This window comes from Peribacillus sp. P4_C12 (assembly GCF_056402095.1).
In genome coordinates this window covers 22006-47286 of sequence record NZ_JBFUIB010000001.1, presented here as the reverse complement: position 1 = coordinate 47286, position 25281 = coordinate 22006, and the positions used below count along the sequence as shown (strand labels likewise).

The 25281-nt window shown below is 40.1% G+C and carries 24 protein-coding genes, 1 tRNA gene and 1 riboswitch; of the genes, 4 read left to right on the top strand and 21 right to left on the bottom strand.

Features of this window, described 5'->3' with window-relative positions; genetic code table 11:
- Position 1: 1 nt before the first annotated feature.
- The 15 genes from AC1DUW_RS00230 to AC1DUW_RS00160 form a co-directional block, all read right to left on the bottom strand.
- Positions 2-430 (bottom strand): bifunctional adenosylcobinamide kinase/adenosylcobinamide-phosphate guanylyltransferase, encoded by a 429-nt coding sequence (locus AC1DUW_RS00230; RefSeq protein ID WP_053348406.1) that lies wholly within the window; start codon positions 428-430, stop codon positions 2-4.
- On the bottom strand, positions 382-999 hold the full coding sequence (locus tag AC1DUW_RS00225; protein ID WP_053348405.1) for a histidine phosphatase family protein: 618 nt from the start codon (positions 997-999) through the stop codon (positions 382-384). Before AC1DUW_RS00225 ends, AC1DUW_RS00230 begins: the two co-directional genes overlap by 49 nt.
- Positions 957-1748: an adenosylcobinamide-GDP ribazoletransferase gene (gene cobS, locus AC1DUW_RS00220; RefSeq protein WP_053348404.1), complete on the bottom strand. Its 792-nt coding sequence runs from the start codon at positions 1746-1748 to the stop codon at positions 957-959. Before cobS ends, AC1DUW_RS00225 begins: the two co-directional genes overlap by 43 nt.
- A complete protein-coding gene (locus tag AC1DUW_RS00215; protein ID WP_053348403.1) occupies positions 1745-2320 on the bottom strand; it encodes a bifunctional adenosylcobinamide kinase/adenosylcobinamide-phosphate guanylyltransferase in 576 nt (191 codons plus the stop codon). The genes cobS and AC1DUW_RS00215 overlap by 4 nt, the downstream gene beginning before the upstream one ends.
- Positions 2293-3366 (bottom strand): threonine-phosphate decarboxylase CobD, encoded by a 1074-nt coding sequence (gene cobD / locus AC1DUW_RS00210; RefSeq protein WP_152952395.1) that lies wholly within the window; start codon positions 3364-3366, stop codon positions 2293-2295. The genes AC1DUW_RS00215 and cobD overlap by 28 nt, the downstream gene beginning before the upstream one ends.
- Complete coding sequence (gene cbiB, locus AC1DUW_RS00205) at positions 3341-4306, bottom strand: adenosylcobinamide-phosphate synthase CbiB (protein ID WP_053348402.1); 966 nt, start codon at positions 4304-4306, stop codon at positions 3341-3343. Before cbiB ends, cobD begins: the two co-directional genes overlap by 26 nt.
- Positions 4303-5775, bottom strand: coding sequence for a heme ABC transporter ATP-binding protein (locus AC1DUW_RS00200; RefSeq protein WP_053348401.1), 1473 nt, complete (start codon positions 5773-5775; stop codon positions 4303-4305). Before AC1DUW_RS00200 ends, cbiB begins: the two co-directional genes overlap by 4 nt.
- 5 nt (positions 5776-5780) lie before the next feature.
- The gene (locus AC1DUW_RS00195; RefSeq protein ID WP_053348400.1) at positions 5781-6836 is read right to left on the bottom strand and encodes a FecCD family ABC transporter permease; all 1056 of its coding nucleotides are present in this window, start codon (positions 6834-6836) and stop codon (positions 5781-5783) included.
- On the bottom strand, positions 6799-7767 hold the full coding sequence (locus tag AC1DUW_RS00190) for an ABC transporter substrate-binding protein (protein WP_053348399.1): 969 nt from the start codon (positions 7765-7767) through the stop codon (positions 6799-6801). The genes AC1DUW_RS00195 and AC1DUW_RS00190 overlap by 38 nt, the downstream gene beginning before the upstream one ends.
- 178 nt (positions 7768-7945) lie before the next feature.
- Positions 7946-8122: riboswitch (cobalamin riboswitch) on the bottom strand.
- An 87-nt stretch (positions 8123-8209) separates the two neighbouring features.
- Positions 8210-9073, bottom strand: coding sequence for a polysaccharide deacetylase family protein (locus AC1DUW_RS00185; RefSeq protein WP_083450966.1), 864 nt, complete (start codon positions 9071-9073; stop codon positions 8210-8212).
- A 127-nt stretch (positions 9074-9200) separates the two neighbouring features.
- Positions 9201-10043: an ABC transporter ATP-binding protein gene (locus tag AC1DUW_RS00180; protein ID WP_201187580.1), complete on the bottom strand. Its 843-nt coding sequence runs from the start codon at positions 10041-10043 to the stop codon at positions 9201-9203.
- Complete coding sequence (locus AC1DUW_RS00175) at positions 10040-11038, bottom strand: FecCD family ABC transporter permease (protein ID WP_053348396.1); 999 nt, start codon at positions 11036-11038, stop codon at positions 10040-10042. The genes AC1DUW_RS00180 and AC1DUW_RS00175 overlap by 4 nt, the downstream gene beginning before the upstream one ends.
- Positions 11039-11052: 14 nt before the next feature.
- A complete protein-coding gene (locus AC1DUW_RS00170; RefSeq protein ID WP_477641772.1) occupies positions 11053-12183 on the bottom strand; it encodes an ABC transporter substrate-binding protein in 1131 nt (376 codons plus the stop codon).
- A gap of 17 nt (positions 12184-12200) precedes the next feature.
- A complete protein-coding gene (locus AC1DUW_RS00165; RefSeq protein WP_053348394.1) occupies positions 12201-12794 on the bottom strand; it encodes a hypothetical protein in 594 nt (197 codons plus the stop codon).
- Complete coding sequence (locus AC1DUW_RS00160) at positions 12791-13408, bottom strand: hypothetical protein (protein WP_053348393.1); 618 nt, start codon at positions 13406-13408, stop codon at positions 12791-12793. The genes AC1DUW_RS00165 and AC1DUW_RS00160 overlap by 4 nt, the downstream gene beginning before the upstream one ends.
- Before the next feature lie 398 nt (positions 13409-13806).
- On the opposite strand from AC1DUW_RS00160, the gene AC1DUW_RS00155 reads away from it, so the two are divergent.
- Positions 13807-13880, top strand: a tRNA-Arg gene (locus tag AC1DUW_RS00155).
- A gap of 402 nt (positions 13881-14282) precedes the next feature.
- Positions 14283-14510, top strand: a complete 228-nt coding sequence (locus tag AC1DUW_RS00150; RefSeq protein WP_053348392.1) for a hypothetical protein — start codon at positions 14283-14285, stop codon at positions 14508-14510.
- Between the two features lie 660 nt (positions 14511-15170).
- Here the strand turns inward: AC1DUW_RS00150 and AC1DUW_RS00145 are convergent.
- Positions 15171-15824: a hypothetical protein gene (locus AC1DUW_RS00145; RefSeq protein WP_053348390.1), complete on the bottom strand. Its 654-nt coding sequence runs from the start codon at positions 15822-15824 to the stop codon at positions 15171-15173.
- Between the two features lie 1034 nt (positions 15825-16858).
- Here AC1DUW_RS00145 and AC1DUW_RS00140 point away from each other — a divergent pair.
- Positions 16859-17020 carry a hypothetical protein gene (locus AC1DUW_RS00140; RefSeq protein ID WP_161804974.1) on the top strand — a complete coding sequence of 54 codons (162 nt, stop codon included), beginning with the start codon at positions 16859-16861 and terminating at the stop codon, positions 17018-17020.
- Between the two features lie 67 nt (positions 17021-17087).
- On the opposite strand, the gene AC1DUW_RS00135 is transcribed toward AC1DUW_RS00140, so the two are convergent.
- Both AC1DUW_RS00135 and AC1DUW_RS00130 read right to left on the bottom strand, forming a co-directional pair.
- On the bottom strand, positions 17088-17717 hold the full coding sequence (locus AC1DUW_RS00135) for a nitroreductase family protein (RefSeq protein ID WP_053348389.1): 630 nt from the start codon (positions 17715-17717) through the stop codon (positions 17088-17090).
- Positions 17718-17883: 166 nt separating this feature from the next.
- The gene (locus tag AC1DUW_RS00130) at positions 17884-20076 is read right to left on the bottom strand and encodes a DNA topoisomerase III (RefSeq protein ID WP_053348388.1); all 2193 of its coding nucleotides are present in this window, start codon (positions 20074-20076) and stop codon (positions 17884-17886) included.
- Between the two features lie 358 nt (positions 20077-20434).
- On the opposite strand from AC1DUW_RS00130, the gene AC1DUW_RS00125 reads away from it, so the two are divergent.
- Positions 20435-21985 (top strand): ABC-F family ATP-binding cassette domain-containing protein, encoded by a 1551-nt coding sequence (locus AC1DUW_RS00125; protein WP_053348387.1) that lies wholly within the window; start codon positions 20435-20437, stop codon positions 21983-21985.
- A 112-nt stretch (positions 21986-22097) separates the two neighbouring features.
- Here AC1DUW_RS00125 and AC1DUW_RS00120 read toward each other — a convergent pair whose 3' ends face one another.
- The 3 genes from AC1DUW_RS00120 to AC1DUW_RS00110 form a co-directional block, all read right to left on the bottom strand.
- Positions 22098-23045 (bottom strand): ATP-grasp domain-containing protein, encoded by a 948-nt coding sequence (locus AC1DUW_RS00120; RefSeq protein ID WP_053348386.1) that lies wholly within the window; start codon positions 23043-23045, stop codon positions 22098-22100.
- 92 nt (positions 23046-23137) lie between these two features.
- The gene (locus AC1DUW_RS00115) at positions 23138-24325 is read right to left on the bottom strand and encodes a class I SAM-dependent methyltransferase (protein ID WP_236695031.1); all 1188 of its coding nucleotides are present in this window, start codon (positions 24323-24325) and stop codon (positions 23138-23140) included.
- Between the two features lie 32 nt (positions 24326-24357).
- Positions 24358-25266 (bottom strand): phosphotransferase, encoded by a 909-nt coding sequence (locus tag AC1DUW_RS00110; RefSeq protein WP_053348385.1) that lies wholly within the window; start codon positions 25264-25266, stop codon positions 24358-24360.
- Positions 25267-25281: the final 15 nt, after the last annotated feature.

Genomic DNA, 25281 nt, shown 5'->3' with positions numbered 1-25281 from the left:
TCTATTTTATTTGCTGATTGATACCGTACCAAATGACATCCACACGGTTTGATAAGGAGGCGACATCTTGAAAAACCCAGCCGCAGGCATCGCGCCATTTGCGATCTTGTGCCTCCATCGGAACAATTCCTTTGGAAATATCTGATCCGATTACAATACAGTTGTGATCATCCTTTTCCTTCTCCCATATTCGCCAGTCAGCCATGATTTCCTTCCACCGTTTTCGAATCGACTCTGCATTCATCTTTTCTGCATCTTGTTGGATCCATGCATCCAAGCCATGCAATACCACTGTATTACCTTGAAAATCCGTCATAGTTGGCTGTTCTTTTTGATAACCGGATAGCCAAAGAGTCTCACTTTCCAACCCATAAAAGTGCTTTACCCATTTTGTTTTCCCATTATAGGCGCCACCTGTAACAAAGTGCAACGTTCACCCCTCCTTAAGCTGTTCCGGTCCTCCCAAATCAGCTCATATCCCATACCGTGGGAAATTCCCCAATCAAAAAAAGACTTTTCCATCGGTGCATAGCGGACAAGTAATTCACGTACTACACCCCCATGAGTCATTAATACATATTGGCTTTCCTCACCGGAAATCAATTGGCTCCAGCCATTTTGAATACGTTTGGAAAATGCCGGATAGCTTTCACCACCAGGCACCATTGCCTCCATAGGACGCTCTAGCCATTTTTGATAATCGCCATCAGTCTTCAACTCTTCATAAGTTCGCCCTTCCCAACTGCCGAAGTTCATTTCACGGAACGCAGGGTGTTTTATCGGAACAACATCTGGAAACAACAGTCTTGCGGTTTCAATACAACGAGGCAAATCACTCGTGTGAATCTTTTCATACTGTGGGTAAGAGCCCCTTAAGTCTAGAATTTCCTTTTCTCCTTTCAGACTTAATGGAGAATCTGTCCAGCCTAAATAGGATCTTCGCTCATTTGCTTCTGTCAGCCCATGGCGAAGTAGTGTAATAGCCACAGAATCAGCCATAACCAGAGCTCAACTCCTTCCACGGATGCACCCAATACATCCCCCGTTATCCCGCCGAACCAACTAACGATTTTCCGCTTTATATACAATAGGAAGAGTAGAGAAGCCAGACACATGATAAAAAATAAAGTGACCAGCTTGAAATCGAAGCTCCATGCAACCGCAAAACTCACAATAAAATACAACCAATAAATATATAAACTGTTTTTCCTTACTGCACTTTGAAAGAAAGCACCAAGTCCCTCTTTTTTTGCCAAGGGCATCCGGCTAAGTAAATAGCCCATCACACATTTACTTAAAAGTGGAAGACTAATAATTAAAAAGTATGTCCACGCATTGACTCTATCGACGATTTCATAAATAAATATAAACCGGGCGGCCAAAAGGACGATGACGGAGATGACACCGAATGCGCCTGTCCTGGAATCCTTCATGATTTCTAAACGCCTCTCTTTATCCTGATAGGAAAAGAAGGCATCACTTGCATCAATCCAACCATCTAGGTGCAAACCGCCTGTTAATGCCATCGTTAAAAACCAAACCACAAACGCAATCGAAAGGGATGACAATGGGGTCCACTCTACTAACGCGTATAAAACACCTCCCAATATCAAGCCTAGGAAAAGCCCGACTAAAGGAAAGGTTTGAATCGCACGGTGGATATATTTCTTATCCATCGGTAGCTGCTTCTTTATTGGGAACACGGTAAAGAACTGCAGGTTAATCAAGAATCCAATCCATCCGTTCATTCCTGCATGCACCCTTTCATCAATAACGGAATCCCTGATTCAACAAGATAAGCCTCATCTGCCTGTTCGACGACTGCTTGATGAAGCAGGCCAAGTATTTTTCCGTATATATGGAGGAACTCATTTTGAAAAATCGGCTCCTGTACCACTTCGTTGCTTACGATTATCAAACAGCTGGCTTGTTTTCTTATCTCATTAATTCCGCTGATTATTTTTGTGAAAACACTATGTAAAAACTCCTTTTCAAGCGGTATATTGGGACCGAATAATTCATTATCAAGTAGGGTTGTCAGGCAATCGAGTAGGATTATTGAATCTTGATTTAGGTCTGAACCAATCCGTGTAATATTCGTCGAGTACTCCCAGGTCCTCCAAGCAATTGGACTACTTTTGCGATCCCTTTGGTGCCGGCGGATGCGTTCTTCCATTTCAGCATCACTGACTCGGCCACAAGCGAGGTAATGCAAGTTCCCACTCAATTGGATTGCATATTCTATTGCCTTTTTTTCTGCAAAACGGCTTTTACCGCTCCGGACACCACCGGTTATAAAACAGAGCCTAGATTTCTCCACTGTCTTACCCCCTCCATCAGCATGGCATTATCACACTCACTCTTCACTGCGAACCGGAGCCACTTTCCATCTAGCCCTGGAAAATTATACGTATGACGTGGTACGATGCCCTTTTTTAATAAAAAAGGCAAAAGGGATAAGGATTCATCTTTCACTAAATAAAAATTGACCGTGCTATTTGAGACAATCAACTCATGCTCTTCATAAAACCGGAAAAGTTTCTGCTTTTGCAATTGAATATACGCTCTCGTTTTTTCTATATATTCTTCTTCAGCAAGGCAGATTTTCCCGACTTCTAATGCCACATGATTGACGCTCCAATGCGATTTATAGGTTTTTGCCTGATTTATGATATCTGGTGCCGCCAGCAAATAACCCAACCTCAAGCCTGGAATTGCAAAAATTTTCGTCATTGATCGTAGAATCAGTAAATGGGGGAATTGCGTAATTAAAGAAGCATAAGTAAAGGCGTTTTCCGTAAAATCATAAAAAGCCTCATCCAAAACAACCAGACAATTTGCTTTTCCGCATTCTTTGATTAATTCCCTAACTGCTTCTTGCTTAAATGAAATCCCTGTCGGATTATTAGGCGTACATAAAAAAATCGCGTCATATTCAGGTAATTGAGGAATCAAACGATCGAGATCTAGTTGCCACTCAGGTGCATCAAGTTGATGAAAGTCTACCTCGCATTCGGCTGCTAAACAAGCTTCTGCATATTCCGCAAATGCAGGCTGAATGATTAAGACCTTTTTATTGGCTAACCTGTTCGCTACCAACATTATTATTTCCGCACCACCGTTACCTACCAAAACGGATTGCTCAGGAAGCGCTTCTTTTTTTGCAATTAATTTTGTCAGTTCAACGGCATGCGGATCTGGGTAATTTAAGATTCCTTCGAAGAATTCGGACCACCGTTCCTTTATACGTAAAGGAGGACCCAATGGGTTGATATTAGCACTAAAATCGAGAACCGATTCAGGCATTTCGATTTCCAGCGCTTCGTAAAGATAATGCGGATTAGAGCCATGAGAAGGTAATGCCAAGAGTAAGTCCCCCTAACCAAAGCATCAGTAAAAATATAAAAGATGTCCGATGCATGATAGTAATCGTTTTTTGAATATGTATTGCTTCTAATGGAACAAGCGGAACGCCCATCCTGGCACGGTCAGAAACTACTCCTTTGTACATATTCCGGCCGCCAAGCTGTACACCCAAAATTGCAGCAACGCCTGCTTCACACCACCCACTATTCGGGCTTGGGTGCTTTTTCGCATCATTGAACAAAATCTTCCATCTAGCCCCCAAGCTATGATAGCTGGATTTCGAGCTTAGCAGCATCAAGAAACCAGTGAGGCGACTAGGAATCCAGTTCACGATATCATCGAGCTTAGCTGAAGCCCAGCCAAATTGTCCATATTTATCATTTTTGTAACCAACCATTGAATCGCAGGTATTAATTGCCCTGTACATCATCGCGAGTGGAGCACCGCCGATTGCTGCCCAAAACAGTGGAGCCGTAACTCCATCACTCGTATTTTCAGCTACGGTTTCTACAGTGCCTCTGACTATTTCGGATTCATCAAGATCAGCAGTATCACGACCGACAATATAGGAAAGCTTTAGCCTCGCTTCAGGAAAAGCTTGTTCATTCAGAGGATGACACACATCCATTCCTGCCTGCTTTAATCCCTTCTGAGCAATCGTCGTAGAAATAACAACAGCTTCCCATAAAATTCCCGCAAGCGGATGGATAAGATAAGCTAAATAGACAGTTAGTCCTGTTGCCAATAACACCAGTGTTAAAACAATTACCAGCATGAAGAGGCCATTTCGTTTTTTATGTGTGCCTCTATTGAATGAATGATCCAACTTGCTTATCAACGTTCCTATCCATTTAACGGGATGTGGCCAATTTGGTGGATCACCTATTAATAGATCAAAGAAAAAAGCCAGTGTAACAGCAAAAAGGTGATGGTAAATCATAGTTCCTCAATCCGTTTCCGATTTTTCTTTATTGCTTCTACGGTACAATCATATACACCGCGACTGATCAACTTCCCTAGCGGAGTAATGGTGCCTGCATATTGAAGTGCCTTCCCTCTTTGGGTTGCGGCAATCAAAATACTGTCTGTCGATGTTCCTGTCGCCACTGTATTTGTCACCTTATCCAAAACACGCAAATCATGAAGCGCTTTTACTTTTGCCTCGGTCGCGGTGACAATGCTGTGGATAAAGGCCTCTTCTGCCATGTGCCCATTTACAAAGATCCATGTATTTATGGTTCCTGGAGTGGAAATCCAAGAATGTTGGTCAGCTAAAGAGGCGTCGATGGCATTCCCTACTCCAGCCGTCACGATGATAAAAACCGAGAAATCATCATCTCTTAAAAACTTGAAGGCCACCGTATCGAGAAAGACAGCTGTCATCATTCCGACCGTTTCCTGTGGTTCAAAACCGTGTGTTTTTAAAAAGTCAGCCATTTCAGCAAAATGATCCTCGTAATTATAATCACGATGGACATGCCTATTCACGAAATGTTGATGCCAGCCCGTTCCTGAACCGGTCACACCAGAAGACATCGTTCTAAGCGGAATTGGTGAATTCAATTGAATTATTTCGGTGCCAACCGTCAAATAGGTTTCATTAATTTCCAAAGGTGCGAAATCACAGACATGCTTTTCCGGGACAATGAACATTTGCGGCTTCGGAAGGGCAGGATGCGGATGTTTTTCAATCGTCGTCCGGTATACCTCCTGAATCCGTTCCTGTTGGAGCACTTCATTCGGCACATTAATGACTTGAATTTGTCCTTTTTCAAGTAACATCAGCCGATCACAGTACAAGCCGGCCAAATTCAAGTCATGGAAGATTGAGATAACTGTTAGCTCCAGCTCCTTGGCCATTTTCCTCATTAAATCAAGAAGCTCCTTTTGATAGGAAAGATCCAAGTGGTTCGTTGGTTCATCTAAAAAAAGAATTTCCGGTTCTTGGGCAAGTGCTTGTGCCAGTAAGACCCGCTGTCTCTCACCGCCTGATAATCGTTCAAAATGAAGATCCTGAAAATCCGCGACTCCCGTTTGCTTCATCACACGTTGGACAATCACCTCATCCTCAGAAGTCCAACTATGAAACCAGCCTGTTTGGTGAGCATAACGGCCAAGAGAAACAGTCTCTTTTACCGTATAAGAAAAGGCTAATGAGGAATGTTGAGGCAACACGGCTATAACTTGTGCAAGATGTTTGGCCGAATACTCCTTCAAGTCTCTTCCCCTTATTCGTATGCTTCCTACCTTATAATCGAGAACCCCGCTAAGCATACTTAATAGCGTCGTTTTCCCGCTGCCATTTGGACCGAGAATCCCAAATAATTCCCCTTTATGTACGTCAAAAGAGACAGAGTCCAAAACAGCTTTATTGCCATATCCACCTGTTAACCCTTTAACTTCAAGCATGAATTCTACCCTTCTCTCCGTCTCTTTAATAAAATCAGGGCAAATGCCGGGGCCCCGATAAGTGAGGTAATTACACCAATCGGCAGTTCCGAAGGTGCAATGATCGTCCTTGCTACAAGGTCAGCCAAAATTAAAAACCCGCTTCCTACGAGCAAAGATAACGGCAACAAATGCTTATGATCTGGCCCCCAAATCCTACGAACCAAATGAGGAATAACCAATCCTACAAAGCCAATCGTTCCCGAAACAGCAACGGCTGCCCCAGTTAATATCGAACCAGCTATCAGAATCCACATTTTTCTCCGCTGAACATTCACACCCAAATGCTTTGCACGATCTTCCCCAAACGTCATCGCATTCAATTCTTGGGTATTCATAATCAAGATCAACGAACCAATGATAAAAAACGGCAAAATAATCGCGATATAATTCCAGCCGCGCATTGAAACGCTTCCCATCAGCCACCCGATGATTTGTCTTAATTCCTCGCCCGTCAACGCAATCATTAATGAGATGAAGGCACTTAAAAACGAGCTGAAAATGATTCCGGTTAAAATAATTGTTTCTACTTTCATCGATCGATCCATTTTTCTCGCAAAAGTTAGCACACAGAAAATCGTAAGCAATGAAAACATAATACTTAACGTCGGTAGGGTATATAAACCGATCAACGGCAATGATATATTCAAAAACAATGTCAATACAGCGCCTACTGATGCTCCTGATGAAATCCCTAATGTGTAGGGGTCAGCAAGCGGGTTCCTGAGCAGTCCCTGAAAGGCTGCCCCGGCAATCGCAAGCGAAGCCCCAACCAAACCTGCAAGTAATACACGTGGCAGGCGGATGTTCATTACGATATTCGTCAGCATCACATCTGGCTCAACTGAGATTGGTAAATGAAAAAATTCCTTGCCGATAATTTGTATAAGCGCGGGAATCGGTACTGACACCGAACCAAAGGAAATGCCAATCGTCATTGCGAAAAGCAAAAACAATAACGCAATCAAATAAGCAAACGCCCACTTAGTTGTCAAATAGGTTCGGATAGACTGATTTGGCAAGTTCCTCTACTCCCTCTATTAAGCGTGGACCAGAACGGGTCACTAAGTCAGAATGGACATCAAAGACTTGACCATCCTTAACAGCAGCTACATCTTCCCATCCTTTTCGGCCCGTCACTTCACTAACTGGATCTTTTGTATAATAACCATATGTTGTGATAATGACATCCGGATTTGCAGCAATCATAGACTCTTCATCAATTTTCGCCCACCCGTCCAATTCGGCTGCTGCATTTTTCGCTGAAATTATGTTAAGCATTTCATTCATGAATGTATTTTTTCCAGGTGTATAAATATCCGGTGATGGCGAAACCTCTACTAGAACGGTTTTTCTTTCCTCATCCTTAACGGATTTAGCTTTTTCCTGAATTTCCTTCAGTTTCGTTTTCATATTCGCAACGATTTCTTTTGCCTTATCATGTTCTCCCGTTGCCTGTCCAATCATATCAATAGACTCATACACTTCGTCAAAGCTTTGTGCATCATTGACTACAAGGACATCTATTCCAGCATCCTTAAGCTGCTGCAATCCCTCATTCGAATTATGGGCACTGGATGCATGAGCAAGAACAAGATCAGGCTTTAAGGAAACGATTAACTCCGTGTTCATTTCCATTCCGCCAACTTTTTCAATTTCTTTCGTTTCTTCCGGGTAATTATCATTGTCGGATACACCAACAACCTTTTTACCCAAACCAAGTGCAAAGACCACTTCTGTATTACTTGGTATCAATGTAACAATTTTCTTTGGTTGTTCTTCTATCGTTACTTTTTCACCCGTTGCATCTTTTATCGTAATCGGGAAAGCTTGGTTTTCAGTATGATTTGTTTGTTGCTTTTCTTTCGTTCCTTCTTTTGATGTATCATTGCAACCAACCATCATACCTGCAGTTAGTAACATCACTAGAATCAGACCATAGATTTTCTTCATTTTACATCCCTCACAATCTTTTAATTCAATTTCCGACCACCTAAAGAAAACGCACCCTGAAGTGAAGAGGCGAATTTCAAAACAAAAGCATCTCCCGTCAAACGGAAGATGCTTGTATGGCAACAATATAATTACGGACTCAGAAGGTCTGCCACACACCTTCCCATCCGCGTAGGTTACAGGTGTACGAATCTTGGCAGGTCTCCTGGCTAATGGTCATCGTCAACGGCACCTTCCCATATCTCACATACAGTGGTACACAGCCGCTAACTCCCATTTACAGTGGCGGGACCGCGTTGGTATTTCACCAACTTCCCTTTTAAGTCATTAAGACACCAAATCGTTCATATGTATATAATTTTCACTGCTTTTCATTATACACTATGTAAGAAATGATTATTATATGATTTTTCAGACTGATTCCGAAATACCTTGTCTTCAATTAATAACGTGATGCATTTTCAATCAGCGCTGCAAATCCATCGACTGACAATCCGGGTGAAATCCGAACTCGGTGCAGTGCATGCATCCCTTGGTCCCTTGAAGCTCCACCAGCTTCGGTGGTTACTGCCATCTTGTATCCAGCATCTTCTGACAACCTAAGGCTCTCCTCGTTATACCGACCAACAGGATATGAAAGTACTGTCGTGTCCTGTTGGAGAATACGATCGAATAAATCCTTTGACTGGACCATTTCAGCTTCCTGCTGCTCTACCGTCATACGGTTAAGCTCAAGATGGTTGATAGTATGACTTTCAATAGAAATCCCATTCTCGCTCATCTCCACCATTTGTTCTCCAGTCAGGTGATGACTTTTTTCAATAGATTTCCCGATCATAAAAACAGTTGCTTTCATATTATATTCTTTTAATATAGGAAAAGCCTCCGTGTAATTATCTGTATAGCCATCATCAAAAGTAAGCCAGACACACTTTTCACTTGGCATCCGATTTTCCGTTAAAACAAGAAATGCTTCCCTAGGGGATAATGTATAGTAATCATTCTCCCGAAGCCAGTTCATTTGTGATTGAAATTCCTCTCTTGGTACCCGAAGGTTATTACCTTCAGAAATACTATGATACATCAATATTGGAAGTTGAACCGTGGACTCGGCTCTTATCCAGTTTCTCGTATCGATCTGTTCAGGATATAATCTGTCCTCCGAATTCTGCCCGGCGTCATTCTCCGCTGCTGCAACCACTTCAATGTTATCTTCCGCAATCGGTGCAGCCGTCTTTGTACCTATATTCTCTAAAACCCCTTGTGAGCATGCAGGCAAAATTAAAATTCCCAGCAATGCTACCATCAATAAAACTCTGTATTTTCCCACTATCATTCTCCTAATTTTTTCTAGCATAATAGTACCAGAAAACCAGTAAATAATAAAGTATTCCATTTAGCGCAAAAAAAGGCAACTCGGTGGCTGCCTTTTTTTAACTAGTAAATCGACAAGTACTTTGATCACGCGGAATGCCTAAATCTTTCGGCACCATCGTTTCAATCAAAAAGTTCTCATCTTCTTCATAAATAATCTTCTTCATTTCAATTCCGAAGTATTCCTTCATCCGGGATTCTGTCATGACTTCCTGGACTTCCCCGTAAACGACCGGCTTTTGTTTTGCTGTCATTAACACATGGTCAGCAAGGAAAAACGCATGGTTTGGGTAATGCGTGTTTATGATACAAGAGATTTTCTTTTCTTGTGACAAACGCTTTAATGTCTGTAAAATCACAACCTGCTTTTGAACATCAAGATGGGATTCCGGTTCATCGAGAATGAGCACTTCCGGGTCTGATACCAGCGTACGTGCAATCAATGCTAGTTGCAGCTCACCACCACTGACTGTATTGCAGGACTTCCCAGCAAGATGGCCAATCCCTACAGTTTCCAGGGCTAGGTGAGCGGCTTCACGGTCCTTCACGGAAGGCTGGGCAAGCGCACTGATGTATGGGGCTCTTCCCATAATGACCAATTCTTCGAGTGTAAAACCAAATACCATTTTATGCGCCTGCGGAACATAGCCAATCCGTTTCCAGACTGTTTTGCGTGAAAGCGAAGGAAGCGGCTTTCCATCAATGAGCGTTTGACCTTTTTTCCAGTCCAGAAGACCTGTGATGCATTTTAACATTGTTGTCTTTCCTGCACCGTTTGGTCCTAGTATCGCCATTATCTCTCCGTCATTCAGCGAAAAGTTAATGTCTGTTTGGTAAAGGTAAGGAACTTCTTCTTTTTTCCGAGCATAAAAGTAATTTCCTCCCTGCACCTCAATTCTCATGACCAGCCACCTCCTGTTTTTCTAAGCAATATTGCGAAAAATGGTGCACCTATAATTGCCGTCAAGATTGAGAGTGGAATTTCTGTAGCTGTTACCGAGCGAGCCAGATTATCAATCAACAATAAATAGGCTCCACCGATTGAAAGAGATACTGGTAAGACTAGTTGATTGTTATTACCAACTAGCATTCTTGCAACGTGAGGAATAATTAACCCAACCCAACCAATGATACCCCCTATCGCAACTGAAGCAGCAGTAATAAGTGTTGCGCCAAAAATAACTGTCCACTTCAAACGTGTTACTGGAATACCAAGTGATTTAGCTTCATCCTCAGGCAACGTCAATAAATTTATTCTCCAACGAAGAGAATATAGAATCAGAATGCCCACAAGGATAATCGGTCCCCCAATATACAAGTCCTTATATGTTGCCGTACCAAGACTTCCCATCAGCCAGTAAGTAATCGCTGGCAGTTTTGCTTCCGGGTCAGCGACGAATTTAATTAAGGAAATCAACGCCTGGAATAATGCCGATGTAACGACACCAGCCAGAACAAGCATGAAAACAGGTGAATCTTTTTTTCCGCTAATCATGAAGGTAAAGACGATTGCCGCTAGGCCGAAACCAAGTGCCATCACTTGTGTAGCGAAGCCATGACCTAGTAATAGAATCCCAAGGGAAGCGCCAAACCCGGCACCAGCCGAAACCCCAAGGATATCCGGACTAACCAACGGGTTGCCAAACATACCTTGGAATGAGGCACCTGCGATTGAAAGACCAGCACCTATTAACAAGGCAAGCAAAATACGCGGCAGGCGTATTTGCAGGACCACCGTTTCTTCCATCTGCGTCCAAGTATGGTCAATTGGAAGAAAAGTTGATAGTAATATCTTGATTTGAGTCCCTAAATCCATTCCGTAACGTCCAATGCTTAGAGACAAAATAACCATAGCGATTGGTAAAATCCAGAACAGGAGCGTTTTCCATTTTTTCATATTCATTCCCTACTTTACTGTTTTGCAGCATCAGAAGAAGGGTGCAGAATATTCTCTACTTGTTCTTCCTTTACATCGTAATCATAGAATTCTGAATAATAGTCTGTGATTTCTTTCTCCATATCATAGTCAAATAGTTCAGGATGATTTTTCTGTGCCATCCACTCCAACATAAGCGGCGCATCTCCACTTGGCGGGAACCATCTGTAAATACCCAGAGGAATTTTATAAACATTTCCTGCTTGCACAGCCTTTACCTGACTCCAGTCTTGACCTTCAAATACATTGTTTGTTAGGTCTTCAGGTTGTGTAGTTGAAAAGTTTGTAATGTAAATAATATCGGGATTCCACTTATAAATTTGCTCCATATTCACTTCTTTTGTTCCGGTAACTTCTTCTGCCGTAACGTCGTATGCTCCTGTTGCGTTTAGCCATTGATTACTAAAGAAGTTTTTACCGCCAACCATAATGCTTTTATCGCTGTGTTGGTAAAGTATTAATGCTCTTGGCTTATCTTTCTCTTTGATACCATCCAATTTTTCATCCAACTCAGCTTGGACCTTTTTGCCTTTTTCCAAGAACATGTCCGTTCTCTCAGTTGTTCCAGTAATGTCACTCGTCACTTTCAACCAACTGTTAAAGGTCGCTAATGGTTCAGCTGCCGCTACATCAATAGCACTTAAGGCCACCACAGAAACGCCTGCATCCTCTAATTTATCAATAGATTTTTGATTCTGTGAGTTTTCAAAATAAAGCTGCGGATTGATTTTCATTAATTCTTCTACGTTCACTTCACCATTTTTAATAAACGACGTATCCGCTTTTAAAATATCCGGCGACATGTCAGCAAGGATGGAATTCTCCGCCGCATTATAAGCATTCGGATGTAATCCAACAACCTCCTTTGTTGAGTTTGTAGCCACATACCATGTAGAAAAGTATGGAAGAATACCACCAACAGCTATGCGCTCCACTTTACCTGGTACAGTTACGTCACGGCCAAGCTGATCTTGAATGACTTTCTCTTCAGCCGTCGTTTGTTTTTCAGCTGTATCTCCTTTTGTTTCTTCCGCTGTATTGCCGCAGCCTGTAATCAAGGCTGCCACCACAGTTGTTGCCGCTAACATTGTCCATTTTTTCTTCATGATGTTCTCTCCCGTACTTATTTTTTAAGCCATTTCGCCATCCCATGTAAAAATGGTTTGGATTGATCTATGAATCCTAATCCGATATGAAAGATTGGATCTAGTGTAGTAATAACTAATTCTCCGTTATATGACACGTCATCTATATAAATAATTGAGCGGCCGTCCGGTGTATCCACTAGTGATTTTGCACCTTCCGGAACTTTGAACGTTCCATGATAATGCCATTTCATATCTGAAAGACATACATACTGATACAACGGATGATCTATATTATTAGCTGTTAACGGCAGGTCTCCGTGCTCTTTTACCCACCAACTAAAATTCACTTCTGAATTCTCCCAATATACTCCCGGAAGCCAATTGTCCAGTACTTCGCCGAAAACGACTAATCGCTTTCCTTCCTGAAGGAATTTAATGAAATACGATTGGTAACGTTTTAAAAGTAGTAGCGACATCCGATCATTAACAATTAGCGTGTCGTATTGACTTAAATCATAGGTATGTAGTTGCCGAATTTGGAGCACATCGTCATACATATAAGCGAATTCTTCCATTTGAAAGAAGCGATGATGAAAGCTGTAACCGTTATCTAAAATTGCTACTTTCATTTCTGTTCCTCCTTGTTTGCTTCATATTCTTGACGAATCCAATTTAGCATCTGAGTGCTTAAAACGCGTGAACTATTTTCTTCAATACCGAAACGGTAAAGGTCTGTACCAGCTCCAGCAACAATCGTGCCACCCGTCGTTTTCCGATCGATATAAATGATCGCTTTCCCATCTTGATCCTCAACAATGACTTCCGAATGTTCAGGAGCCTCTAAGTATCCTCTTGAGAAAAAGCCCCGAACTCCTTTTTTATGATTCAAATCATAAGGATCAATTCCATAGAATATTGGATGCACGGGCTCGGTAAGACGGATTTCACGGTCTCGCAAGGAAATAGGAGATCGCTTCCAATTCCCACAACCAGGTAGCCAAGGAAGGAAATTTTCAGCTTGTGAAAAAATGACGCCACCATCATTTAAATAGTCTTCAAGGATGTGTTTATGATCAAGTAAGAAGGCCTCTTCTACAAAATTCGTGATCAGGATTCCCGCATATGCAGATAAATCAGCGTATGGAATATCATATAATTGCAGAAATACTAACCCTCTTCTGTAGTCAATCTCCTGAAGCCTTGTAAATTGAATATCCATACTTATATATGCAATAGGTTTCATAACTCACTCACTTTTCTTATATTAATATAATATATTCATTTGGTAATAATTGAAAAATCGACACTCTTCTAATGTCTATTACTAATTTTATTTTATTGAAATAGAGTATTTACTATGGCTTCAGTATAGTTGATAATGATTATCAATGTCAATGAATATATTATGAATCTTCAGGAAACATAGCCTCTCCTTGCTTTAATAAATGGCTTGCTTCCCCTACTGAACTCAAGCAAGGTTCTTATATTAGACACCATCATTACCCAACTTTCTCCGACTATTAACACTGAACATCATCACTTGTTAAGCTATTATGATGAATATTTTCATAAGTATAAGCTATTAACTTGAAAAGTTTGCCTATAAGAAATATAATGAATAGGTCGTTGAACTTTTTATATGTCCCAGTAGCTCAGTAGGATAGAGCGACAGCCTCCTAAGCTGTAGGTCGTAGGTTCGATTCCTATCTGGGACGCTAATACAGACAGAAAATAACCCCTTATATATTAAGGGGTTTTCTGTTTTATATGACTTTCTCACTTTTAATACAACAGTAGATTTGCTGAAAATGAAGGATTTCAATAAAAGTATTATTTGAAAGCGCCCAGTCATGGGTGCTTTATTTTTAATGGAATTTCTCTTCCTTTGTCGAATTTCTAATTTTATCGACTTAAAGGGAGAACTAAATGACAAATACTAATTACTCACCCACACCGCTTCTTTGTCTTCATTGTGGAAACGCAACCATTAAGCAATTAGAGGTATTTTGGTTCTGGAAAATATTTTATATTAACACCTAAAAAGCACCCCTATAATCGTGCTTTTATTTCATTTATGATTTGGAAACGCATAGCGTTCTGTCTATTCCGAAAAGGTTATGAATGAAAAGTTTAATCGTTATGTCTCCTATTTCATGAGTAATGAATGGCAGCATGAACCATGGCAGCCGGAAGGTAAAAAGATTTTCCCTAAGATTATACTGATTGCTGACAACCGGTATAATTTACCGATCCATTCAGGCGTCCAATTCTTTCAATTCCAGGACATAAAACAATTCCTTACCCTCACTTCAAAAACGGAGGGAATCAGGGTAAATATCGGATAAAAAAGAGGAGCCGACGAAATGGCTGACTCCTTCTACAAATTAATACGATAGATGCTTATTTATCTTTTAAAAAATGTGGTTTATTCAATGTCCAAGGGGTTCGGGTTTCGTGAACTCCTTACTTAATGTTCCCTTCGTTCCGGTACCGTTGACAGACGCCATACGGGTCTTCTCGCCTTTATAAAGTTGCCCCTAGTTAACTTATAAAAGCCTATATATCAATGGTTAACCAGTTAAACAAAATTCCTAGAATGAAAATAAATAAAGACTATGGAAATTTTCCATAGTCGAGGAAGATCGAAATAAAAACGCATTTCTAATTATCGAAGTATATAGACAAAAAAGAATAGCTCCACATTTCAGAATAATTTCGTCGAATGTTACAATTAGATTGAGTTATAAAAAGGAGTGATAATTAGTGTTCTTTAAATCCAGTAAAAACCCAGACAAAAACAGTGTTAATATCGCCTTTTATTGCACGTTTATATATTGGTCCGTGTCTCTGTTAATAAATAGCTTTCTACAAATATTACATAAGGACATACCAATAAATTCACTGTTTTTTTTGCTAACTGGATTAGTTGTTTTCTTTGTTAGTGAAGCAGTAGCTAAATATATAAAAAAGAAGAACCATTAAATAATAATGGTTCTTCTTTTTTATCATTGAGATGTACATGAATATTGATGAGCAGTCCCTATTGAGATTTTTTTAATAATTACACCTTTACCTTTTCTATTACAAACATTTAAAGCGCTCATCCCCACTATTGGAATAGCTACCAACATAGCTGTTAACACTGTTGGATTTTTAGCCCAAATCTTCGCAATAGCAGCAGATAAAGTCCAAAACCCCGTGTTTGCTCCTACTGCTGCATTTAAATCTTTTACTTTAGCATTACTAATCTTATATTCTTTAACACTACCAAGGGCAAAAGGAGTAATTTGTTCTGAATTGTTCTGTACACTGCTATTATTTAACTTATTAAGATACGCACCCAAAACTACAAGTGTATCATCGCTTGTTAAAGGTTTTGAACTATTATTAGAATAATCTAAAATGAAATTATAAAGTTCTCTTGCATCACTGCTTAATAAATCAATTTCCTCTTGAGTATTGGAAGGCAAATTTTCCATATCCAATTTTTCATCTAATTCCTCAATCGCCCCTACAATAATTCCAGTATTTTGTACTTCTTGCTCTGTAACAGTCGTTACCTCTTCGTTTTCTGTTGTGATTTCACTAGCAAATGTTGATGGAACAATAGAAAATACCAATGTTCCTATTAACATTATACTTAATACACGTTTCTTCAAAATAAAATCCCCCTTTTTGGTACTTCTTTACTATTATTACATAATTAAACTAAAAAAGGTAATTTAATACGGTATTTCATACCTATCTCTATAAAAGGGGCCATTATATGGGTAATTAGCTTTTCACTATAAAGATCTTTTGCTTCTTTTATTAAGGGAGATTAACTTTCTTTTGTCTTAAAGGTCATTAATTTACTCCATTAAAAAAGTATAACAATAAGAAAAATAAGAAAGGTACATAATAATAAGATTGTCTTGTTCTTTTATTTTTTGTTTCTTTTCAATAATTTGATATAAACAAAACACAATCACTGCATTTATAAGAAAACCTTGTAATAATATCATATTGTTTTCTATCCTTTCTTTTAAGAGATTATAAGCTTCTTTCATATCTGCTTTAGTTGAATTACTTTCACTATATATTTGTTAAGCTGCAATACCTGTAGTACCAGCAGCACCTATTAAACCAACAATTATCCACCAATAAAGCGCACCAATACCCGCAGCTACTAAAGTAACAGACGCACTAAGAATAGTAGCTCTCGCACTTGATACATATTTAGATAATTGTTTAAAATCAACTACTTTTGTTCCGTAACTAACATTCTTTTTTGTTCTTGGTGTTCCTTTGCCACCATCTAAAAATGAATTAGTTGTCTCTTTATAAGCTTTTAACGTGTATTTTTTAGAAGATGTTTCTTTGTAAGATGTTAGAGTGCTTATTCCACCACTAGCTAGTCTAGTTAAACTTCCAGGTGATTCACTAATTATTGGATATTTGTTACATGGAATATATAATCATACCTTTTTTTGAAATAAATGTTTTAACCTGTCCCATCCGGGTATACAAATACTGTAAGACATTCTCACCAAAGGAGATGATGTGCACGATGAGTACAATCAGAAGCCAATGGAACAAAGAGAATGACGCAGCGGTGTTTAGTCCCGGTGATCAACGTTAGAGTTAATTGAAAAGTTAGATGATAATCAAGAAGGGAATTACTAGTCTTCTCACCCAAAGGAGGATACTAATTATGAGTATTTACAGCCTATGGAATCCAGAGAATGATGAAGCAATTTTCAGTCCGGGTGATCAGAAGCCATTCAGTACGCTTATACCATTAGATTCGGATATACACACAACTGACAAAACACTTGAATATGATATACACGGCACCGTACTGAATGAGATTTAATTGAAGTAGCGACATATAGAAAAGGATGGAGCATTCGCCCCATCCTTTTCTGCTGTTAATTGTTCATTCAAATAAATTTTGCGACTTCATTCAGCGGCAATCTTGTTGTCTGGAAAGAAGGTCCTGCCGACTTTCCTATCGCTATTAAGACAATAGGAACATAACGTTCAGGCACATCGAACTTTTCAATGAATTGCTGCTTGTTAAATCCACCCATCGTAACGGTGTCATAGCCCTTAGATTTAGCAATCAACATAAGTTGCATCGAAACAAGCCCTGCATCAAAGTTAGCAATGCTTTCTCGAGTTTCCTTAGGAGCATGAGGGTAGGTGTTCATTGTATTGCTAACCATACGTTCACGTGTTGCCTGATCCATAAATCCAGCTTCCACATTCATACCATAAATTTTGTCTACGTTTTTATACATTTCTGTATCCCCTAAAACGGCAATGACAGCAGAGGATGTTTCAACAGATTCTTGATTATTGGCAATCTGGCGTAATTCCTTTTTTATATTCTGATCCTCGATAACGATGAAGCGCCAAGCTTGGAGATTACTTGAAGAAGGTGCTTGGGTAGCTTCATCTAGTATATTTTCAATTTCTTTTTTGGGAATTTTATAAGTTGGATCATATTTTCTGACAGAATGACGTTCTTTTATAATGGTGGATAAGTTTTGATCGGTTGGTAAATTCACGTTGGTGCCCCCTAGGTTAGACTTACTTAATTAATATAAATTATAATTAGCAAGCGAAAACATCAAGAATATTGCCTGCGAAATAATTGTCCAAAACTTTCTGCCAAAAAAAGAAGAAGTCCTTCAACTTTTAGCCTACGGCAAACAGTTGAAGGACTCTTTTCTTTTATTTATCAAATTTTAGTTTAGCTAGAGCATCTGCCAAGGCAGTATTGATCGGCTCTTCTTTATTTTGCTTTTTCATATAATTGGAGACTTCATTTTTTGATACTTTTTGATTTTTGTTTTGCCCTCTTCGTTTATTGTAAGAAGAAAGTTTTTCGTGAAAACCACATTTACAGGTGAATGTCTGTGCTTCTCCTTGACCACGCATTTCCATCTTTTTGTGACACTGTGGACATCTGGCATTTGTTACACGTGAAACGCCTTTTTTGTAGCCACATTCGCGGTCTTGACAGACTAACATTTTCCCCTTTTTACTATTTACTTCAAGCATCAGCTTGCCGCAATCCGGACATTTGGTACCAGAAACATTATCATGCTTGAATTTTTGATCACTATTTTTGATTTCATGAACGATATTTTTGGCATAGGTACGCATATCGCCGATGAAAGCTTGTTTTGGCAGCTTTCCTTTTGCGATGGCTGTTAGCTTTTGTTCCCATTGTGCTGTTAATGCCGGAGAACGTAAGTCTTCAGGAGCCAACTCGAGGAGCTGCTTCCCTTTCGACGTAACATGAAGACCCTTCCCTCTCTTTTCAATCAGGAAACTATTGAACAATTTTTCAATAACGTCAGCCCGGGTCGCAACGGTACCAATCCCGCCTGTTTCACCCAAAGTCCTGATGAGTTCTTTGCTTTCTCCAGCCATGAACCGAGCAGGGTTTTCCATTGCTGAAAGTAAGGAACCTTCATTGAATGGTTCAGGTGGTTTTGTTTCTCCATCTGTTTGTTTCACAGTTGAGATGACTAAATTGTCACCTTTTTGAACGGCAGGAAGCAGTTGCTCAACAAGGCCATCCTTAGCCTCTTCTTCATCGAAGTGATGATCATAGACTTCCTTCCAACCTGATTTCAAGACGACCTTCCCTTTAGCAATGAACGTTTCTTGACCTATCTTAGCGGTGATAGTCGTTTGTTCATATTCAAACGGAGGCATTAATACAGCCAGGAATCTTTTGACAACCAAGTCATATATTTTTGATTCTTTGTCGCTCAGTTTTCCTGGAAGTGGCGTTTGCTCAGTCGGAATGATTGCATGGTGATCTGAAACCTTGCTATCATCCACAAACGATTTATTTGCTTTAATTGGACCACGTAATATTCTTGATGCATACGGGGCATATGGCTTGATGCTGACAGCCTGTAATCTTTCTTTTAGCGTATCAACCAAATCCGTTGATAAGAAGCGTGAATCCGTCCTTGGGTAAGTCAAGACCTTATGGCTTTCATATAAACGCTGCATGATTGATAACGTCTCTTTCGCTGAATAACCAAATTTCTTATTCGCATCTCGTTGAAGTTCTGTTAAATCATATAAAGAAGGAGCAAAGCTTTTCTTATGGGTTTTGTTCACTTCCACCACTTCCGCCTTTTTGTCTTTCACATCAGCAAGAACCTTTTCTGCCTTCGCTTTATCAAATGTGCGGATATCTTTTGATTGAGCATCCTGCCAAATGAGTCGCAACTTGGACTCTGCTGTTGCCGAAACACCATAATACTTCTTAGGCTGGAATTGTTTGATTTCCTCTTCTCTTTTGGCAATCATCGCAAGCGTTGGCGTTTGAACCCGACCGCAGGATAGCTGGGCATTATGCTTGGTTGTGAGCGCCCGTGTTGCATTCATGCCTACGATCCAATCTGCTTCCGCTCTAGCTACCGCAGAGGCGTATAGGTTTTCATACTCTTTTCCCTCTTTGAGCTTTTTAAAGCCATCTTTAATAGCTTTATCCGTTACAGAGGAGATCCAAAGCCGCTTGATGGGCTTCTTCACATTCGCTTTCTCGAGAATCCAGCGTGCAACAAGTTCTCCTTCACGACCTGCATCAGTCGCAATGATGACATCCTTGACATCATTACGGTTCAATTGCGTTTTAACCGATTGAAATTGCTTGCCTGATTGTTTGATCACGACTAATTTTAAGGAAGGAGGCAGCATAGGCAGGTCCTCAAGACGCCACGTTTTATATTTTTCATCATAAGTTTCCGGGTCGGCATGGGTCACCAAATGACCGAGTGCCCAAGTAACGATATACTGATCGCCTTCAAAAAAGCCATTACCCTTTCTTCCGCAATTCAGCACTTTTGCTATATCTCTTCCGACCGATGGTTTCTCGGCCAGTACGACTGTTTTACTCATAATAACATCCTTTCCCTTTTAAACTGCTTCCCTCATTATCTCATATAATTTATGCAGGAGCGATAAAGTACAAAGACATAACACGCAATAAACATGATTCCCAATACTGTTTCATGTTCATTATTAAGAAACAATTATTCCTCAACCACTGTTTGCCTGAAGATTCGTAACCCGTTTTTCGATTGGTCAAGAGTCAGTAGTTATAAGCCAATCTATATAAGTTTTCGAACATGATCCTTTCACTCACTCCGTTTAATAGAGGGCTCATATGTAAATAAGATTAGATAGCAATCTAGTACAGATTTTAGTATGATGAAACGTAGAGATTTTTTCAAATTAATTGGGAGGTTCAATATAAATGAGCTTACTTTCTATAGATAAATTAGCACACAGCTTTGGCGATCGTACCTTATTCAAGGATGTTTCCTTCCGTCTAATGGCTGGCGAGCATGTAGGTCTAGTCGGGGCAAATGGTGTTGGGAAGTCAACAATGATGAATATCATTACAGGACAACTGATTCACGATGAAGGACGGGTTGAGTGGACACCTGGTGTCGAATACGGCTATCTTGATCAACATACGATTCTTTCAAAAGGTAAATCGATTCGCGACGTCTTAAGGGATGCGTACTTACCGTTATTCGAGCAAGAAAAAGCATTGAATGAAGTAACAGAGAAAATGGGGACAGCTACTCCTGAAGAACTTGAAGAACTTTTAGAACAAATGGGTGAAATCCAGGACAAGCTTGAAGCCGGTGGTTTTTACAATCTAGATATTAAAATTGAAGAGGCAGCACGCGGTTTGGGATTAGATGCAATCGGATTGGACCGTGACGTTTCTGCCCTAAGCGGTGGACAACGGACAAAAGTTTTACTTGCCAAATTACTTTTAGAACAGCCTGAAGTACTGCTCCTTGACGAACCGACGAACTACTTGGATGTGGAGCATATCCGCTGGTTGAGCAGCTACTTAAAGGAATATCCTAATGCATTCTTATTAATTTCGCATGATACCGAGTTCATGAACGGAGTCGTCGACGTCATTTTCCATCTTGAATTTTCAAAATTGACTCGTTACACGGCAACTTATGAAAAATTCCTGGAGCTTGCCGAATTGAATAAAAATCAGCACATCAATGCATATGAAAAACAGCGTGAATTCATTAAAAAGCAGGAAGATTTCATTGCTAAAAATAAAGCCCGCTACTCAACGACCGGTCGGGCAAAGAGTCGTCAGAAGCAATTGAACCGCATGGAACGCATCGATCGTCCGGAGACTGCAATGAAACCGACTTTTGACTTCAAAGAATCACGTGCGAGCAGCCGTTATGTATTTGAAGGGGAGGATTTGGAAATTGGCTACGACCGTCCATTGCTTCCAAAGCTATCGATGACCATCGAACGAGGGGAAAAAATTGCCGTAGTCGGCTGTAACGGAGTAGGAAAATCTACGCTGTTAAAAACGATTCTTGGTAAAATTGATCCTCTAAGCGGAAAAAGATCCCTTGGCGATTTCCTTTTCTCTTCTTATTTTGAACAAGAAGTGAAAGCAGGCAACACGACACCGATCGATGAAGTGTGGAATGCATTCCCACATCTCGACCAACCGCAGGTACGAGCCATCCTTGCTCGAGTTGGCTTGAAAAACGAGCACATTACACGTCCAATGAGCCATTTAAGTGGTGGTGAGCAATCGAAGGTCCGCTTGTGTAAGCTCATGCTTACCGAAAGTAACTGGCTGCTTTTTGATGAACCGACGAACCATTTGGATGTTGTCGCGAAAGAAGAACTAAAACGTGCATTAAAAGAGTATAAAGGTACGATTATCCTCGTCTGTCATGAACCTGATTTCTATGAAGATTGGATTACCAAAGTATGGGATGTTGAAGAATGGTCGAACAATAATTAACTTGGTCTAATAGAGGGTGCCCGCTTGAGACGGGGCACCTTCTTTTTATGTCAAAAAAAGACTGAAATGGTTTATACAACCCCCCTTTCAGTCAGCATCACTTTTTATTATTTTATTTGTTCAAGTTTTGTTTCGCCAATTCGGATCCTAGAAACTTCGCTAATTCAAGCATGCCATATTGGCCTGCTGCTTCCTCAGCGTCATTGTTATAATTCGTATTGGTATTGATGTCATACGTGTAGATTTCACCATCGCTATTACGAATGAATTCAATTCCTGCAATCGAAATTTCATTCGCTTGTAAAAACGCTTCATATTTTTCAATAATCGGATCATGAAAATCTTGCACAATTTGAAATTTTGGTTTTTCTACTACCTCTTCACCGATCGGGCAGAACAAGTCACCAATTTGGCAGGCATCTGCCGGACAAAGCTCGAAACCTTCGGATGTGTCAACCTCTACCGCATACATAAAACTGCCACCCACGAATTCACAACGGGTGATGAATAGCTCCGGTGCTTTTATGTATTCCTGAATTAATGTAATCCCATCAACTGGCTCATCGAATTCTGGACCTTCCACATAATGTTTCAATGCATCTACTGAGTGAAATAATTGAACACCGAGTCCCTTACCTGCACGGTTATGTTTCGTGATAAACGAAGCGGCATTTAATTTCTCTGCTGCCTTCATGATATTTTCCTTGCCTACAGCTGCGATCGTTTGCGGAGTCTTAATTCCAGCCTTTGTCAGTGCCGTATATTGATTGACTTTGCTGACCTCAAAACGAAGCGCTCGTGTCCCATTGAAGACTGTACGATTATGCTGTTCAAGCCACGCTAGCACAGATTCTGTCATTTCAGGCGCAAATCGGTGCCCACGAGTATGTGAGCTTGCACTCATACGGCTATAAAAAACACCCTCTGGCGGTTCCTCTGTTAAATCCACCACACCCTGATCAAGATGCCATTCTTCATAGGGAAGTTCTAACTCATTCATTCTTTTGGTTAAATGGGCAGTCCATTCCTCATTTTCATGAATGATATAAATTTTACTCATAAAAGGTTCCTCCTGATTGTTTAAAAATTTATGTTTTTATCTGAGGCATAGAGACATCCTTTTTATATACGCTAACACTTTTGACTGCATCCTTACACTCGTTCCGCTACCAAGGTATATGTTTTCGGAAGACCGATATCGTGGATCTTATGATTTGGTTCTTCCTCAAGCACCTTGATCACAAGCCCTGATTGACCTACTGCCGTTATAAGTTCTCCTATTGTCCATTTACGCTGAACCACTTTTGAAAGGCTCTCTTTTTCTTCATCCGGCATATGCTTGGAAAAAGCGACCTCGTTGTTTTCAATTGCTGGAGCAAAATAGTTGCCTGCCACCTTATGCTTTTTACCATTAGAAGTAATGAGTTTTGTTGAAATCGGGTGGAATTCATGTAAAATGAATCGTCCACCTGGCTTTAAAATCATTTTAATTTTTTCGAATAATGGTTGAAGATCAATTAGGTAGTGAAGCACACCCAGCTCCATTAAAACCAAATCCTGTTTCTCAGATACATGTTCTGATGATAATGACAGCACATCAGAGATGATATACTCAATCGAAACATCGGCCTCTTTTGCCAATTCATTTGCAAAAGTCGCGTTTTCCTGAGAAAAATCAACTACCTTGACATTGGCCCCTATGATGGCCAGGGCAACCGCTTTAACGCCATTTGACCCCATTAAATGAGTGATTTTTTTACCTGTTACATCTCCCATATATTTATAAAATGGATGCAGTCTCCATTTGGGATTTTGTCCGATTTTAGATGCCAGTTCTTTGGGTTTTCCGTAACGATTGACAAGCGCTAAATAATTATTCTGGTTCCATGCCTGTTCATTTTCAGCTGTGAAGCCCTGCTGCTCGGCAGATAAGTAGGCATGAATTTCAGCGCTGTACTTCTTCATTTCCTCGTCGTATAAATAACTGTACAATGACCGGCACCAAATCTCCATTTCTCCAATCTTTATAGACAATCGATAAGGATCTGTTTTAATAGTCATGTTAAACAAGCAGCGAACTGTGACTATAACCCCATCAATGACCAATAGAAAAGAAGAACTCTCAGGATTTTTTTCAGGCTGCGTAGGGGCGAATTCGGAAAAAAGCTCAAAAATCTCATTAAAGACATCCCATTGCACATCAATGGTGATGTTCTTATACTCATCAACCTCCACTCCTTGCACAAACAGAGCAGATTGACCTGTATATTGATAAGGAATGTTAGATTTATCCAACATGTTCCCAATTAACGTAATTGTATGAAAATAACTTGCTTTCATATTAACCTCCCAATCATAAAAGAAAGTAACAATTATTCTTCTATAGCAAATTTCAAACCAGTGCTCGTTATAGCAATCAGCTGTTCATCCTGACGATCAATGCCATATACGAGTAGAGTAACAAGCATATATATTGCTCTGAACCGGGCCAAGCACTCCATCTCCTTATCGATGTCACCATAAATCCCAAAAAATACTTGGCGTGCTTCTTTTGGAAAATAGCTGTATAAAAAGGAAAAATCAATAGCTGGGTTTCCGATATGAACATCTCCCCAATCAATAATTCCAGCGAGAACACCTTTTTTATCGAGTAAAACGTTCCGGATATGAATGTCTCCATGAACGAGTGAGATTGGATGATGAACATTCAATGGTTTGAGTTTTTCAAAAAAATCCTTAACGGCATATGCCTGCTCAGAGTAACCTAGTTTTAATAGAGTTGAGACATTTTCCATTAGCATTTTCTGGCGAAAGGATATATCGAGCCTCATCATTCCATCAGGCCTTACGCCTAATCGCTTCGCTTTTTCAACAGGAAAACTATGAAGTTCTTTTAAAAAATGGGCAAATCTTTTTGCCGATATAATCTTATTTTCAACTGATTCTTCCACAGGCAAGTATCCCTTTACCATTTTATAACCTGTAAAGGGATATGGATAAATGGTACTTGGTTTTCCAAAAAAAATCGGCTCAGGGATAGCAAGCGGAAAGTTACCTGCTATCGAGGGCAGAAGTTGATTTTCCACTTGGATTAACGTAACTGCAATAGGGCGTCGAGGGAAACGGAATACATATTGCTCATTAATTTGAATGACTGTGTTATCAAACCCCTCCCCAAGTTGGTTTATCTCTTTCAACTCAATCTCTGGAAACTGCAGCCTGATTAATTTCTCTGCTAGCTCTAAGGAAACTGGATATTCTGCCAACCAAGGCTTTTCCACTTCCATCGCCTCCTT

Bases quoted from the DNA above. Each gene is read 5' to 3' on its own strand.
- AC1DUW_RS00225 (WP_053348405.1), bottom strand. From the start codon at position 999: ATGGCTGATTCTGTGGCTATTACACTACTTCGCCATGGGCTGACAGAA.
- cobS (WP_053348404.1), bottom strand. From the start codon at position 1,748: ATGAACGGATGGATTGGATTCTTGATTAACCTGCAGTTCTTTACCGTG.
- cbiB (WP_053348402.1), bottom strand. From the start codon at position 4,306: ATGATTTACCATCACCTTTTTGCTGTTACACTGGCTTTTTTCTTTGAT.
- AC1DUW_RS00200 (WP_053348401.1), bottom strand. From the start codon at position 5,775: ATGCTTGAAGTTAAAGGGTTAACAGGTGGATATGGCAATAAAGCTGTT.
- AC1DUW_RS00190 (WP_053348399.1), bottom strand. From the start codon at position 7,767: ATGAAGAAAATCTATGGTCTGATTCTAGTGATGTTACTAACTGCAGGT.
- AC1DUW_RS00185 (WP_083450966.1), bottom strand. From the start codon at position 9,073: ATGGTAGCATTGCTGGGAATTTTAATTTTGCCTGCATGCTCACAAGGG.
- AC1DUW_RS00180 (WP_201187580.1), bottom strand. From the start codon at position 10,043: ATGAGAATTGAGGTGCAGGGAGGAAATTACTTTTATGCTCGGAAAAAA.
- AC1DUW_RS00175 (WP_053348396.1), bottom strand. From the start codon at position 11,038: ATGAAAAAATGGAAAACGCTCCTGTTCTGGATTTTACCAATCGCTATG.
- AC1DUW_RS00170 (WP_477641772.1), bottom strand. From the start codon at position 12,183: ATGAAGAAAAAATGGACAATGTTAGCGGCAACAACTGTGGTGGCAGCC.
- AC1DUW_RS00165 (WP_053348394.1), bottom strand. From the start codon at position 12,794: ATGAAAGTAGCAATTTTAGATAACGGTTACAGCTTTCATCATCGCTTC.
- AC1DUW_RS00160 (WP_053348393.1), bottom strand. From the start codon at position 13,408: ATGAAACCTATTGCATATATAAGTATGGATATTCAATTTACAAGGCTT.
- AC1DUW_RS00150 (WP_053348392.1), top strand. From the start codon at position 14,283: ATGAATGAAAAGTTTAATCGTTATGTCTCCTATTTCATGAGTAATGAA.
- AC1DUW_RS00140 (WP_161804974.1), top strand. From the start codon at position 16,859: ATGAGTATTTACAGCCTATGGAATCCAGAGAATGATGAAGCAATTTTC.
- AC1DUW_RS00130 (WP_053348388.1), bottom strand. From the start codon at position 20,076: ATGAGTAAAACAGTCGTACTGGCCGAGAAACCATCGGTCGGAAGAGAT.
- AC1DUW_RS00125 (WP_053348387.1), top strand. From the start codon at position 20,435: ATGAGCTTACTTTCTATAGATAAATTAGCACACAGCTTTGGCGATCGT.
- AC1DUW_RS00120 (WP_053348386.1), bottom strand. From the start codon at position 23,045: ATGAGTAAAATTTATATCATTCATGAAAATGAGGAATGGACTGCCCAT.
- AC1DUW_RS00115 (WP_236695031.1), bottom strand. From the start codon at position 24,325: ATGAAAGCAAGTTATTTTCATACAATTACGTTAATTGGGAACATGTTG.